General features: G+C 43.4%; 14 protein-coding genes. 13 read left to right on the top strand and 1 reads right to left on the bottom strand.

The window, feature by feature from the left end; translation table 11 throughout:
- Positions 1 to 59 precede the first annotated feature (59 nt).
- From ACHUFM_RS10275 to ACHUFM_RS10235, 9 genes are all read left to right on the top strand, one after another.
- Positions 60 to 2,474, top strand: a complete 2,415-nt coding sequence (locus tag ACHUFM_RS10275) for a putative bifunctional diguanylate cyclase/phosphodiesterase (RefSeq protein WP_394182047.1) — start codon at positions 60 to 62, stop codon at positions 2,472 to 2,474.
- 62 nt (positions 2,475 to 2,536) lie between these two features.
- Complete coding sequence (locus tag ACHUFM_RS10270) at positions 2,537 to 4,090, top strand: FMN-binding glutamate synthase family protein (RefSeq protein ID WP_394182045.1); 1,554 nt, start codon at positions 2,537 to 2,539, stop codon at positions 4,088 to 4,090.
- Between the two features lie 91 nt (positions 4,091 to 4,181).
- Complete coding sequence (locus ACHUFM_RS10265) at positions 4,182 to 4,592, top strand: VOC family protein (protein WP_394182043.1); 411 nt, start codon at positions 4,182 to 4,184, stop codon at positions 4,590 to 4,592.
- Complete coding sequence (locus tag ACHUFM_RS10260; RefSeq protein ID WP_394182041.1) at positions 4,589 to 5,524, top strand: 2-hydroxyacid dehydrogenase; 936 nt, start codon at positions 4,589 to 4,591, stop codon at positions 5,522 to 5,524. The genes ACHUFM_RS10265 and ACHUFM_RS10260 overlap by 4 nt, the downstream gene beginning before the upstream one ends.
- A 101-nt stretch (positions 5,525 to 5,625) precedes the next feature.
- Positions 5,626 to 5,976 carry a 5-carboxymethyl-2-hydroxymuconate Delta-isomerase gene (locus tag ACHUFM_RS10255; protein WP_394182039.1) on the top strand — a complete coding sequence of 117 codons (351 nt, stop codon included), beginning with the start codon at positions 5,626 to 5,628 and terminating at the stop codon, positions 5,974 to 5,976.
- 93 nt (positions 5,977 to 6,069) lie between these two features.
- Positions 6,070 to 6,960 carry a phospholipase A gene (locus ACHUFM_RS10250; RefSeq protein ID WP_394182037.1) on the top strand — a complete coding sequence of 297 codons (891 nt, stop codon included), beginning with the start codon at positions 6,070 to 6,072 and terminating at the stop codon, positions 6,958 to 6,960.
- 106 nt (positions 6,961 to 7,066) lie between these two features.
- Positions 7,067 to 7,633 (top strand): hypothetical protein, encoded by a 567-nt coding sequence (locus tag ACHUFM_RS10245; protein ID WP_394182035.1) that lies wholly within the window; start codon positions 7,067 to 7,069, stop codon positions 7,631 to 7,633.
- A gap of 200 nt (positions 7,634 to 7,833) precedes the next feature.
- Positions 7,834 to 8,349 (top strand): phosphatase PAP2 family protein, encoded by a 516-nt coding sequence (locus ACHUFM_RS10240; RefSeq protein ID WP_394182033.1) that lies wholly within the window; start codon positions 7,834 to 7,836, stop codon positions 8,347 to 8,349.
- Positions 8,346 to 9,446 (top strand): MJ1255/VC2487 family glycosyltransferase, encoded by a 1,101-nt coding sequence (locus ACHUFM_RS10235; protein WP_394182031.1) that lies wholly within the window; start codon positions 8,346 to 8,348, stop codon positions 9,444 to 9,446. The genes ACHUFM_RS10240 and ACHUFM_RS10235 overlap by 4 nt, the downstream gene beginning before the upstream one ends.
- A gap of 21 nt (positions 9,447 to 9,467) precedes the next feature.
- On the opposite strand, the gene ACHUFM_RS10230 is transcribed toward ACHUFM_RS10235, so the two are convergent.
- Complete coding sequence (locus ACHUFM_RS10230; RefSeq protein ID WP_394182029.1) at positions 9,468 to 10,382, bottom strand: dienelactone hydrolase family protein; 915 nt, start codon at positions 10,380 to 10,382, stop codon at positions 9,468 to 9,470.
- Between the two features lie 349 nt (positions 10,383 to 10,731).
- Between ACHUFM_RS10230 and folM the strand changes: the two genes are divergently transcribed.
- The 4 genes from folM to ACHUFM_RS10210 form a co-directional block, all read left to right on the top strand.
- Entirely contained in the window at positions 10,732 to 11,454 is a 723-nt protein-coding gene (gene folM, locus ACHUFM_RS10225) for a dihydromonapterin reductase (protein WP_394182027.1), read from the top strand.
- 68 nt (positions 11,455 to 11,522) lie between these two features.
- A complete protein-coding gene (gene folE, locus ACHUFM_RS10220) occupies positions 11,523 to 12,206 on the top strand; it encodes a GTP cyclohydrolase I FolE (RefSeq protein ID WP_113874307.1) in 684 nt (227 codons plus the stop codon).
- A gap of 430 nt (positions 12,207 to 12,636) precedes the next feature.
- Positions 12,637 to 12,792: a hypothetical protein gene (locus ACHUFM_RS10215; RefSeq protein WP_394182025.1), complete on the top strand. Its 156-nt coding sequence runs from the start codon at positions 12,637 to 12,639 to the stop codon at positions 12,790 to 12,792.
- Positions 12,789 to 13,240 (top strand): IS3 family transposase (locus tag ACHUFM_RS10210; RefSeq protein ID WP_394182325.1); only part of this gene is annotated, 452 nt, incomplete at its 3' end. The genes ACHUFM_RS10215 and ACHUFM_RS10210, both read left to right, overlap by 4 nt.

The raw sequence follows: 13,240 nt of genomic DNA, 5'->3' as shown, positions 1-13,240 counted from the left end.
CAGACCCGCAGTTTCCTAGTGATAAAGCATAAACGGATGATAGCCCAAAGAAGGTATGAATGAGTCTGGTCTTTTCTAAATCGTTGTTTGTAAAGCAAGCGGTCTTAACCCTGTTATTAGCGATTAGCTTGAGCTTGATAAGCAATAGCATTCAATTGCTGGATGGCATCACGCAGCAAAAAAAGATGATTGAAAACGACTTCAATCAATTACTTGGCGTGGTTGAGCAACCCTTGGCAAGCGCCGTGTTTCGTTTGGATTACCCTGTCGCTAAGCAACAGGTCGAGAGCCTGCTGAACTCACCATCTATTGCGAAAGTTGAGGTCAGTGATGAAAATGGCAAGTTGTTTGTTGCTGCCAGTGCACCGCAACGAGTTTTTTCTTCATCACAAGCTTTGGCTGATTGGTTGTTTGGTGATTTTACCTTCTTTCAACGACCTCTGATTTTATTGCAGCCTAGCTTTAATTCAGGTTTGCTCACTGTGGTACCGGAAACGCGTTATTTAATGGACAATTTGCTGTCTACCCATATCCCTCTTTTGTTGTTTAACTTAGTAAAAGATATTCTGCTTGCTTGTCTTGTATCACTGATTTTTTATTTTCTAGTGACGTATCCGTTGGTTCGTCTAACGCGCTCTCTTTCTAAGTTAGGGCGAGTACGAAAACTGCCGCTATTTGGGGCTTTTTATCGTCATCATCAAGCGGATGAACTAGGTCAGTTACACGCAACCTTCAGTCATTTATGGGATAATTTGAATACGGCGTTGAGTGATTTGGAACGCAGTAACAGTCACACAAAGGCCATGATAGAACACGCCGCGGATGGTATTATCTTGTTAGATGATCAACAACAAATCCGCATTGCTAACACGACTGCCAAAAGCATGCTTAAATTGGACAAAAAGGATTTGCCTGATACGTCCTTGGAAGCATTTTATGAAGAATCTGATTGGCCTTATTTTGTCGATTTGGTAAGTGCTCTGCCGCTGAATCATCCCACCACCATAGAAAGTCAATATCATGTTGATGGGCAAACATTGCCTGTCGAAGTGCGCTTGGTTAAGTATCAAGTGCAATCCAATGTGGAAACCCTCATGTTGATGCGTGATGTCAGTGAGCGCAAACAAGCTCAGGATCATATTCATCATTTGGCCTACTATGATCCCGTTACGGACCTACCCAATCGACAATACCTAACGGACAGATTGAATGAAAGGCTGCGGGTCAGTAATCTGGATAGTCACTATTCAGCTGTGGTTTTTATGGACATTGATCGCTTTAAAGTCATTAACGATTCCTTAGGGCACAATGTTGGCGATCAACTTTTGCGTTGTGTATCAAAACAATTGGCTGGGTTAGTGTCTTCTGAGGTTGTTTTTGCTCGTATGGGGGGGGATGAGTTTGCCTTTCTTTTGCAGGCGCTGGGGAAAGATTTGGCGGCAGCCGAGGCGCAAGTGGACGATTTGATTTGCCGTGTCATGTTGGCTTGCCAGCAAGTCAAAACAGCGGGTCATCATGAAGTTCATATTACGGCGAGTTTGGGGGCCAGTGTTTTTCAATCAAGTGAGCAGTGTGCCGAGGTGATCTTAAAGCAAGCGGATACCGCTTTATATCGAGCGAAAGAGTCAGGCCGAAATACGTATGCAATGTATCGTCCTGAAATGCAGGCGGCTTCTGATGCTCGTCTTGAAATGGAGAAAGCCCTGCATCATGCGACCGAAAACAAATTATTTGAACTCTATTATCAGCCACAAAATAATGCTGAAGGAGAGTTAATTGGAGCCGAAGCACTATTAAGATGGCGGGATGCAGATAAAGGCTTTATTTCGCCAGCCGAATTTATTCCTTTAGCAGAAGAGATTGGTCTTATTGTCGACATTGGCACTTGGGTACTGGATGAAGCCCTGTCACAAGTGGCAACTTGGTTAGAGCAGGGTAAATGGCAGACATCATGGCGCATGTCGATTAACGTCAGCCCAATACAGTTTCAGCAAGCGAGCTTTTTGCCAACGTTAAAAGCTCAGTTGGAAAAACATCATGTACCCGCTTCGTGTGTGGATTTAGAAATTACAGAAAATACCTTGTTGAATGATTGGGCCACCAGTTTGACCAAAATGCAGGCGATAAAAGAGTTGGGTGTGTATTTGTCCATAGATGATTTTGGCACTGGATATTCGTCGTTGAAGTATCTTAAATCCTTACCGATCGACAGGTTGAAAATTGATCAATCTTTTGTGCGAGATTTGCTCACAGATCACAGTGATGAAGCCATAGTACATGCGGTGATCGCCATGGCAAAAGCGTTGAAAATAAATGTCTTAGCGGAAGGTGTAGAGACCTTGCCGCATTTTGATCGACTCAAAGAATGCGAGTGTTTCTTTTATCAAGGTTACTATTTTGGTCGTCCTGCTCCTGCAGACCAATTTATTGCTTCTTTTGTTCATGATTCGTCCGACATTGCCCCCAGTTTTTGATTTATGATCATGTAAAGACATTAAGTCAGTCGTTTAAACGTTTTACTGGGTAAGGGTGAAATATGGAATTTTTATGGTCGGTCACGAGTGTGACCATTCATTGGGCGGCATTGTTTTTTGTGGTTCTGTGTTTTGCTTTATTGGTGGCATTAGTCGTTATGTACTGGGTGGACACACATCAAACGGCCCATACTATTCGTCGTAATTACCCTATTGTTGGCCGTTTTCGGTATTTGTTTGAGCATCTTGGTGAATTTTTTCGTCAATACTTTTTTGCTTTAGATCGAGAAGAACGTCCTTTTGATCGTGCTGAGCGTTCTTGGGCGTATCGTGCGGCTAAGAAAGTAGACGCTACCATCGCCTTTGGTTCCACTCGCTCTCTTGATACGCCGGGCGATATTTATTTCCTCAATTGTGCTTTTCCAACCTTGGAAGAAGACGCCGTACAGCCCAAAGAAATCAGTATTGGTGAACATACTACAAAACACCCTTATCGAACTCGTTCTGTGATCAATATCTCAGGTATGAGTTTTGGTGCCTTGTCGAAGCCTGCCGTTCAGGCCTTATCTCAAGGCGCTCGTAAGGCGGGGATTTGGATGAATACGGGGGAAGGCGGTTTGTCACCTTATCATCTTGAAGGTGGTTGTGATTTAGTATTCCAAATCGGTACGGCCAAATACGGTGTTCGTGATGCTCATGGACACCTGAGTGATGACAGATTAAAAGCCATTGCTGATCACAACAATGTACGTATGTTTGAAATCAAGATGAGTCAAGGGGCAAAACCGGGTAAAGGAGGGATGTTACCTGGTGCAAAAGTGACGGAAGAAATTGCTCATACTCGCGGCATTCCTGTTGGTGCAGATTCGATTAGTCCCAACGGACATACAGACATCAAATCCATCGATGATTTGCTGAATATGATTCATCATGTCCGCAAGGTCACGGGTAAGCCTGTGGGCTTTAAAATGGTGGTCGGTGATGTCACATTTTTTGATAAAATGTGTGATTTGATACACAAAAAAGGCCTCGATTATTGTCCGGATTTTATTACGATTGATAGCTCTGATGGTGGCACTGGAGCAGCACCACAATCCTTAATGGATTATGTGGGAATGCAGTTAAGAGAAAGTTTGCCTTTGGTAGTAAACGCCATTACGTCGCATGGTTTACGACCTTACATCAAGGTGATTGCATCGGGTAAATTGATTGTTCCTGGCAAAGCCGCATGGGCATTAAGTGCTGGGGCAGATTTTGTCGTATCTGCCCGTGGTTTCCTGTTTTCACTTGGTTGTATTCAAGCACTTCAATGCAATAAAAATACCTGCCCAACTGGCATTACTACGCACAATCCCGAGTTGCAAAAAGGTTTGGTGGCGACGGAAAAGTCTGAGCGTGTAGCAAATTATGCCCAAGAGTTATTGCACGGCATTGGTTTAATTGCCCATTCTTGTGGGGTAAAAGAACCTAGAGAGCTGAACCGTTCGCACGTAAGAATCATTGAAAATCAAAGTCGTTCCCAGTTGTTTTCAGAGGTAAATCCGTTGCCTGAAGTGAAAACGGAATATCTGAATTTTGTTGCACAAGAAGACCGTGAAGGCACGCCTTTACAGTAGACATTTCTAGACTTGATATTCGCTATCCCTGTTTATTTTTCTAGCTGTACGGTATGTTAGCCGTATTTAATGTCGAGAGGAGGTTACGGAATTGGCACTGTTTCATTACGCATATCATGTTACGTCCTTAGCAGAGACAAGAGATTTTTATACTCGTGTGTTGGGCTGTAAAGAAGGGCGTCATACAGAGACTTGGGTGGATTTTGATTTTTATGGTCATCAACTTTCCTTGCATTTGGGCACTCCTTCTCCCACTAATAATACTGGCAAGGTAGGTGACCATCTGGTGCCCATGCCTCACTTTGGCTTGATTTTAGCTTACGAAGATTGGCGAAATATAGCTGACCGTTTGGAGGGCGCAGGGGTGACATTTGACTTAGCACCGAGTGTTCGTTTTGCCGGCGAAGCGGGTGAGCAGTGGACCTTGTTCTTTAAAGACCCAAGCGGTAACGCCATTGAACTTAAAGGGTTTAAAGACCTGACACAGGTGTATGCGTCATGATTCCTTTGGTGTCGACCTTGACGGTAGCGGAACAGCAGGCTTGGTTAGCCAGTTTGTCAAAACACATGCCAGAGCGTTCTTTTGGGCTGTTTTCTGAATTAAGCCAAACGCAAAAATCCACATGTGAATTTGCTATTGTGGCTAACCCTGATCCGAATGAGCTTACGGACTTACCACATTTAAAGTGGGTGCAAAGTTTATGGGCAGGAGTTGAACGTATGGTTGCGGCGTTTCCTGAGGCTGGCTTTAAAATTGTCCGATTAGTTGACCCTCATTTGGCTGAAACTATGTCTGAGGCTGTATTGGCGTGGACATTGTTTTTGCATCGAGACATGCCATATTATGCTCGCCAGCAAGCGCAAGCGACTTGGCAACCTAGATTGATGGTGCGTGCGGTTGAACGACGTGTTGGCATTCTTGGGTTAGGTGAGTTAGGCAAAGCCAGTGCGTTACGCTTGGTCGAAAACGGTTTTAGTGTATCGGGCTGGAGTCGCCAAGCAAAACAGATCTCCGGCGTAACCTGTTTGCACGGTGAGCAAGGTATGCAGCAATTGCTGGAATCTTCTGACATTTTAGTTTGTTTATTACCCTTAACCGCGGCCACACAATCCTTATTAAATGAACAGACCTTATCCTTATTACCTGCTGGTGCCAGCTTAATTAATTTTGCTCGTGGCGCGATAGTCGATGATTCAGCATTAAAGTTAAAACTTGATCAAGGTCATCTATCGCACGCCGTGTTAGATGTGTTTCAGCAAGAGCCTTTAGCCAGTGATAATGATTATTGGGGAAGGCATAATGTGACCGTGTTGCCACATATTTCAGCACCAACTCATATGACGAGTGCTTGTCAGGTGGTGGCAAAAAATATCAATTATTATCACGAGACAGGTCAAATACCGACAGCGGTCGACATGACTCGTGGTTATTAAGGAAAGTACGAATAAGTCCGCTGTTTTCTGCCTTATTCGTAGTTTTTTTAACGTACGTCTTCATTTTGTTTGCAACCAATAAATCTAAAAAGGAGAAACGCATGCCTCATTGTATTGTCGAATTTAGTCAGAATTTAGCTCAAGAATTACCTCCAATGGATTTATTAGAAGCCGTTCGAGATGCCACCATAGGGTCTAACTTGTTTACTCAGGAAGACATCAAGTTACGGGCCATGCCATACAAAAGCTTTCTGACAGCGGGGCAAGAAGACGCGTTTATTCATGTGACGTTACGGATGTTATCTGGGCGAACAGAAGCGCAAAAACAACATGTTTCGCAATTAGTGTTGGATGCCTTAATACAGTTTTCATTAAAAGATGTTAGCTTTACCGTCGAGGTATGTGACATGGACCGAGAGACGTACAGCAAGAAGGTTGTATTGTCTTCTTGATGAATGAGTATTAAATAGGTTTAAAAAATGAAGCGGTTATTGTGTTGTCTGGCATTATTGCCAAGTATGTTGATGGCTCAGGAGACGGAGTCAATGTCAGTCGAGACCGAGCATGAAAGTGAGTCTTATTTTCAAGCCGAGGAGCCTGAAGTCCCCGAATCTATTAGCCAGCGAGCAAAAGAGGCAAATGGATTGTTTCAACAACGGGAAATTCGTGAGAGTGCCACGGTGAATAATCCGTTTGTGATTACACCTCATCGACCAAATTACTTCTTACCTATTGCCTATACCTCAAATCCAAATGATCGAGCTTTTTTAGGGGACAAAAGCGATTCTGAAAGCCTACAGAGTGTGGAGTTTAAGTTTCAATTAAGCGTGAAATTTCCTGTGGCTTATGGTGTCGTCGGGCGTAATAGTAGTCTTTGGTTCGCTTATACTCAGCAAGCCTATTGGCAAGCTTATAACAGCCATATTTCGGCACCATTTCGAGATACCAATCATGAGCCGGAAGCCTTCATCGTGGTCAAGCCAAAAGAAGCTTGGTTTGGCATTAAGCCCAGTTACATAACCTACGGGCTGAATCATCAATCCAATGGTCAATCAGGCGATTTGTCCCGCTCTTGGAACCGTTTCTATGTGGATTTTTTGTTTGAAACCGAAAATACGGCATTTTCCATTAAACCTTGGTATCGTTTTCCAGAAAGTTCCGATGTAGACGATAACCCTGATATTGAAGATTATTATGGCTATGGTGAATTTAGCATGATCCATGTGATTGACGATTACAGCATCGATGTGATGATTCGCAATAATTTAGACATGTCGGACAATCGTGGTGCCATTCAAGTGGGCTTCAACTTTCCATTATGGGGTAAAACACGTGGTTACATCCAGTATTTCAACGGCTATGGACAATCATTGCTGGACTACAATCATCAAACCCAGTCGCTGGGGATTGGTGTCATGTTAAGTAACTGGCTTTGAGTTTTCCTTATTGTGCGACGATTGACGCTTTATCGTCATGTAATTGTCATGCTTTTGTCATTTTGTGCTTATAAGGTAGGTGTTAATTCAACCTAGGAGTACAACAATGAAATTAATTCCAATCGCAACCGGTTTAATGGCAATCACTCTTCTAACGGCTTGTGGCGGTGAAATGGCGAAAAAAGGTTCTGCTGATACAATGGCAGAAGCATCCGCTATGAATAATAATGATTTGTATGAAGTGCATCACGAAGGTCGTATTTACATTTTTGACGACCGCGATGTGTATGAAGATTTCTTATCTGTTGGTGAGACGTCTTTCCGTAAAGTTCGCATTGGCGCTGGCCCTAAAGGTGAAACCATTGTGTTCGGTCTAACGAACGAAGACAAAAAGAAAATGTCTGGTATCGCTTCGGTTGATATGTATGACGGTTCACTAGTCGCTTCTGAGGACTTCTACGGTGAAATGCGTGCTGAAGGCCGCATTTATGTGTTCGGTTCTTTAGAAGAGATGAACACAGCACGTGTCGTCGGTGAAGTACCATTACGTTACACTGAGATCGGTGCAGGTCCTAAAGGCGAAACCGTTGTATACGCTCTAAACAGCAGCAACAAGAAAGTTCGTCCAGATGCAATGATTGCTAAGTTCCACAAAATAAATGACATGAAGTAATCCCAATACTTTAAAGTCAAGTTATTAAAATACCCCGCTATTTAGCGGGGTATTTTTTTGCTTAATCATTGTGCGCCTTTCTCACTTAAAGCCTCTCATCTGTACCACTGGGCTTGTCATCAAGTTGTCATCGAAACGCCACCTTACTGACATTTTACTGTTCTATTTTAAAGGTAAGATGAAATGAGAGGTGAACACCTATGAACATACTTCAGAATATTCATGCATTTGATGTACAGACTTTCTCTTGGTGTATGGCTCGAAAACATAGGGCAAAGTTGACTAGCATGGGACGAGCTGTTTCCTTTACGGCGGATGGACCATTGTATGCTGCACTGGCAATGATTTTGTGGTTTACCGATTACCACACTCTAGTCATGATCATGGTGCTTGGTTTTATCCTTGAGCGAATTGTATATCTGATTTTAAAGCGTGGTTTTAAACGCAATCGTCCAGCGGATGCCTTGGATAATTTTAATAGTTTCATTATTCCTTCTGATCAATTTTCTTTTCCATCAGGCCATACTTCCGGGGCCTTTTTCATGGCTTACTGCTTAAGTGAGTGGTTCCCCGGTTTGAATATGATGTTGTATTTTTGGGCCATGAATGTGGGCTTGTCGAGAATCTTTTTAGGGGTACATTTCCCAACGGATACTGTGATTGGTGCTTTATTAGGAAGTGCCTGTGCCGCCACGATGATTGGAGTGCTAGCATGAAAATTTTGTATGGTGTTCAAGGCACAGGTAACGGTCACATTACTCGCGCTCGGGCCATGGCTGCAGAAATGAATTCCGCTGGTATTCATGTGGATTTCGTGTTTTCTGGACGCCCAGAAGAAGAGTATTTTGACATGGAAGTGTTTGGTAACTATCGAACCTTTCAAGGGTTAAGCTTTGTTGCTCGTAATGGCAAACTGGATTTATATGCAACCTTTCGTAAAGCGAATTTTTATAAACTATATCGTGATATTCAAACGATAGACACTCGCGGTTATGATCTGGTAATTACGGATTATGAACCGATTGTCGCGTGGGCCGCTAAACGTCAGAATGTGCCTTGTGTTGGCTTTGGTCATCAGTATGCGTTTAAATATGATATTCCACGCTATAAGAAAAACTGCATAGCGCAATGGATCATGTCTAATTTTGCGCCTGCTGCAACCCAGCTTGGTGCCCATTGGCATCACTTTGGTCATGATATTTTACCGCCTTTGATCCATAACCATGATGCCCCTAATAATCCTCAACCGAATCAAGTTTTAGTGTACCTACCGTTTGAGAACAGTGAAGCGGTATTAGATTGGTTAGAAGCCGTTCCAGATTATCATTTTAGACTGCATTGCAAAGACATTGAGCCGGGTGTGTATGGTAATGTTGAGGTGTTTCCCTTCAGCCGAGACCAATTCCAGAAGAACCTCAGTGAATGTGAGTCGGTGTTGTGTAACGCAGGGTTTGAGCTGAATTCGGAGGCGCTCCATTTAGGACGTCGTATTTTAGCCAAGCCAATGCAGGGGCAAATTGAACAGCATTCCAATGCCATTGCATTAGAATATTTGGACATTGCTAAAACCTGTCAGGAATTGAACCCTGAGGCTATTCGAGATTGGCTTGAAACCAGTCGAGTGGTTCAGATCAGTTACCCCAATGTCGCGAAGGCGGTAGTCAGTTGGTTGCAGATAAATGATGATTCCAGTTTATCGGATTTATGTGATCAATTATGGCAACAGGTACCTAATCTTAAAAACATCAATTTTAACGATAACTCGCCGACAAAACCGGTAAAGTCTCGTCCAATGAAACGTGCGACAATATAAACTGCCGCACGTATTTCTTCATCAGCTGGTCAAAGTCGCCTTAAAGAAGTCGAGGGTTCTTTGCCAGGCTAATTCGGCATTTTTCTCTTGATAGCGCGCCGTTGAGTCATTATGAAAACCATGATTGGCCTTTTCATAAGTGAAGGCGGTGTAGGTTACTTGATTGCTCTTTAATGCATTTTCATAAGCGGGCCAAGTGGCATTAACGCGTTTGTCGAGTTCAGCAAAATGAAGCTGAAGTGGCGCTTTGATTTGATCAATATTGCCTTTAGCTGGCGTACCGTAATAAGGCGCTCCGGCATCGATAACATCAGGCAGATTGGCGGCCAAGGAATTGGTTAGATAGCCACCAAAACAGAAGCCAACCATGCCCACTTTTCCGTTACTCAGCTCGTGACTTTTTAGTAAGCGTGCGGCCGCCATGAAATCCTCTTCAATTTTCGCTCCATCAAGGGTTTTCTGCATGGCACGACCTTCATCATCATTACCAGGGTATCCTCCAAGAGGAAATAAGGCATCTGGTGCAAAGGCAATGAATCCTGCTTTTGCCAATCGTCTCGCCACATCTTTAATGTAAGGGTTCAATCCTCGGTTTTCATGGGCAACCAATACTGCAGGTGCTTTGTCACTCGCATTGACACCTTTTGGTAACACTAAATAGCCTCGACCAGTGCCATGACCACTAGGGCTTTCAAACTCCAAATAAGATGCCGTAAGGTCGGGGTCGTTAAAGGATACTTGTTCCGCTAAGGCGTAGTTTGGGGTGAGCGATTTGGCGATGACTGACAAAGATAAGCCAGTGACGCCAAGTGTCCCTAGTCTTGATAAGAAGGTGCGTCGGTCGATGTCGCCATGAGCGTATTCGTCATACCAGTCGAACGCTTCTTGGGGAATAGATGAGACTTGCGGGGTGGTTTTTTCAGCTGCTTGATTCATTACAATTCCTTCTCTTCAGTCGAGTGAATGTTAAAGAAGAGGCTAATAAGCCTAATGACGCCAATGGGCTTGTTCATCACTTCTTTAGGTAACGGTTTGTTCAGTCATTAAAACGCCTATCTTTGAGTAGTAATGAACAGGATAGTTCAATTTTTATTCAAGTGGTGTTTGGGAATTTGCCAAAAATGATCTGAATTTGGTTTACACTCGTATGTAAGGTCTCGATGTTTAAGTACGCACCCTAACGTTAGGCAGAGTCTAAAATGTGAGCCGCTGTTTCATATTCGGGCTTGTTACGTACTTAAAAGCTTGTCATTCTTGCAGAAACATTAAAAAGGATAGGATGTAAATGATGCGAAAATCGCCCATCATTATTACAGGAGGTGGCCAGCGACTTGGGTTAGCCTGTGCTCAAGCGTTACACCAGCAAGGTTATCAGGTGATTATTACGTACCGCCGACACCGCGAAGAAATTAATGCTATAGAGGCGTCTGGGATTCAGTGTTTGCAGGCTGACTTTTCCACATCAGACGGTGTTGAGGCCTTTATTGAGAAAGTGATGAATGATTACGATGCTCTTGGAGGCATCATTCATAATGCCTCTGAATGGGAAGCGGAGAAAAACTGCTCAGATACAACGTTATTGATGGAAAAAATGTGGCAAGTTCACGTATTTGCACCTTATCGTATAAATCTGGCCTTCGAAGGATTATTATGTGCAGGTTTTAAAGACGATGGGGTCGCCGACATCATTCATATGACGGATTATGTCGCCGAAAAGGGCAGTGATAAACACATCGCTTATGCCGCCAGTAAAGCCGGTTTGGCAAACTTAACTTGCTCTTTTGCTAAACGTTATTCACCACAGATTAAGGTGAATGCCATTGCCCCATCATTATTGATGTTTAATGACAGTGACGACGATGACTACCGACAGAAAGCGTTAAATAAGTCACTGTTACAAAAGGAGCCGGGAGAGCAGGAAGGCGTACTCGCAGTTAAGTATGTATTAGAAAGCGGCTACTTGACAGGTCGGACCTTGTCTCTGGATGGAGGCAGACATTTGGTGTAACCAAATGGGGACTTCTTTTAGCACAGCCTCCAGTCGAAAGGCAGGAGACAGCAACGTAGGACAAAGATATGAAAGCTAACATAGCGGAAAATTCGACAGTAAATCATGCTTTTCTTTCAGATGAGGCTAAGCAAGTTCGTGACGCTTTAATCAAAAGTGGGTTAGAAACCCCGATGATTGATAATGGTCTGACTACGGAAGAAAAATACCAACGTATCAAAACAGCCTTTGAAGATGTGGTCAGTACACTGGGTCTGGATTTAACCGACGACAGTTTGGCCGAGACGCCTCATCGTATTGCTAAAATGTACGTTAAAGAGATTTTTTCGGGTTTAGATTACACACAATTCCCCAAAATTACTGTGATCGAAAACAAGATGAAAGTCGATGAAATGGTGAAAGTCAGTGACATCAGCTTTACCAGTACTTGCGAGCACCATTTTGTCACCATTGATGGTATGGCAAAAGTCGCTTATTTGCCTAAAAATAAGATCATTGGTTTGTCGAAGATCAATCGCATTGTGCGTTTCTTCGCTCAGCGGCCACAAGTGCAAGAGCGCTTAACCCAGCAAATTTTGGTGACCCTGCAAGCGTTATTGGAAACCGATAACGTAGCTGTGAGCATCAGCGCAGTGCATTACTGTGTGAAAGCCCGTGGTGTGATGGATGCTAGCTCTTCAACTCAAACCACAGCATTAGGTGGTTTGTTTAAGCGCAGTGACAAGACTCGTGGTGAATTCCTTGCTCAGTAAATCGTGGTCATGAGTGAAACGAAAAAGAGCGTCTAAATGAACTGACCCCCAATAGTTGGACATTCCAATTACTGGGGGTCTTTTTATGTCCAAATATCACAGAGAATTTAAACTGTCTTTAGCCAAGCTATCTCAACACCAAAGCTCAAGAGCCATTGCCCGCCAATTCGATGTAACGTCGAGGCAAGTTTGTTACTGGTCTCAAGTGTATAGAGTTCATGGTGAAAACAGTTTTCAGCATAGCCAGATGCCATATCCGCAATCCTTTAAGCTCAAAGTGCTTAAAGCGATGCATGAAAATGAGTGGTCCTTAACTTATACAAGTGCCTACTTCGATTTATCGTCTCCAGGCATACTATTCCAGTGGCAAAAGCACTATGCTTGCGAAGGTATAGCTCGACTTAAACCACAGAGAAAAGGTAGGCCTCGCATGACAACTCAATCTTCTGAATCTAAACCAGCGGAACAGATGACGGAAAAAGAACTAAGAGAAGAACTTGAGTACCTGCGTGCAGAAAATGCTGTGCTAAAAAAGTTGAAAGCCTTGGCTCAGGCCAAACAGGAACAAGCAAAGAAAAAGCGCTGATCGTTACTGAGCTCAAGGCTAAATATCCGTTACAGTTGCTCCTCAAAGCCACTGGACTGGCTCGAAGTGTCTATTACTATCATCGAGCTTCTGCGCAGATGGCTGATTCGGAAAGGGATCTGAAAGAGAAGATTTACGATATCTTCCATGCCCACAAAGGGCGTTATGGATATCGTAGAGTGACCTACGCCTTAAGAAATAGTGGCATCCAAGTGAACCACAAGCGTGTTCAGCGTCTTATGGTTGCACAAGGGCTAAAATCCACAGTACGACCTAAGCGATATAAATCTTACCGAGGTCGAGTTGGAAAAACTGCGCCCAATTTACTCAACAGAGTATTTTATGCTGATAAGCCTAATCAAAAGTGGGTGACAGACGTAACGGAGTTTAAAGTTGCCGATCAGAAGGTTTATCTATCACCAATGATCGACTTGTTTAATCAGGAAGT

The organism is Marinomonas posidonica (assembly GCF_043643765.1).
Taxonomy (GTDB): Bacteria; Pseudomonadota; Gammaproteobacteria; order Pseudomonadales; family Marinomonadaceae; genus Marinomonas; species Marinomonas posidonica_A.
This window is presented reverse-complemented; position numbering and strand designations above follow the sequence as displayed.

Excerpts from the sequence above, each read along its gene's own strand:
- ACHUFM_RS10255 (WP_394182039.1), top strand. The coding sequence starts at position 5,626 with ATGCCTCATTGTATTGTCGAATTTAGTCAGAATTTAGCTCAAGAATTA.
- ACHUFM_RS10245 (WP_394182035.1), top strand. The coding sequence starts at position 7,067 with ATGAAATTAATTCCAATCGCAACCGGTTTAATGGCAATCACTCTTCTA.
- folE (WP_113874307.1), top strand. The coding sequence starts at position 11,523 with ATGAAAGCTAACATAGCGGAAAATTCGACAGTAAATCATGCTTTTCTT.
- ACHUFM_RS10230 (WP_394182029.1), bottom strand. The coding sequence starts at position 10,382 with ATGAATCAAGCAGCTGAAAAAACCACCCCGCAAGTCTCATCTATTCCC.
- ACHUFM_RS10240 (WP_394182033.1), top strand. The coding sequence starts at position 7,834 with ATGAACATACTTCAGAATATTCATGCATTTGATGTACAGACTTTCTCT.
- folM (WP_394182027.1), top strand. The coding sequence starts at position 10,732 with ATGATGCGAAAATCGCCCATCATTATTACAGGAGGTGGCCAGCGACTT.
- ACHUFM_RS10270 (WP_394182045.1), top strand. The coding sequence starts at position 2,537 with ATGGAATTTTTATGGTCGGTCACGAGTGTGACCATTCATTGGGCGGCA.
- ACHUFM_RS10235 (WP_394182031.1), top strand. The coding sequence starts at position 8,346 with ATGAAAATTTTGTATGGTGTTCAAGGCACAGGTAACGGTCACATTACT.
- ACHUFM_RS10250 (WP_394182037.1), top strand. The coding sequence starts at position 6,070 with ATGTCAGTCGAGACCGAGCATGAAAGTGAGTCTTATTTTCAAGCCGAG.
- ACHUFM_RS10215 (WP_394182025.1), top strand. The coding sequence starts at position 12,637 with ATGACAACTCAATCTTCTGAATCTAAACCAGCGGAACAGATGACGGAA.
- ACHUFM_RS10260 (WP_394182041.1), top strand. The coding sequence starts at position 4,589 with ATGATTCCTTTGGTGTCGACCTTGACGGTAGCGGAACAGCAGGCTTGG.
- ACHUFM_RS10275 (WP_394182047.1), top strand. The coding sequence starts at position 60 with ATGAGTCTGGTCTTTTCTAAATCGTTGTTTGTAAAGCAAGCGGTCTTA.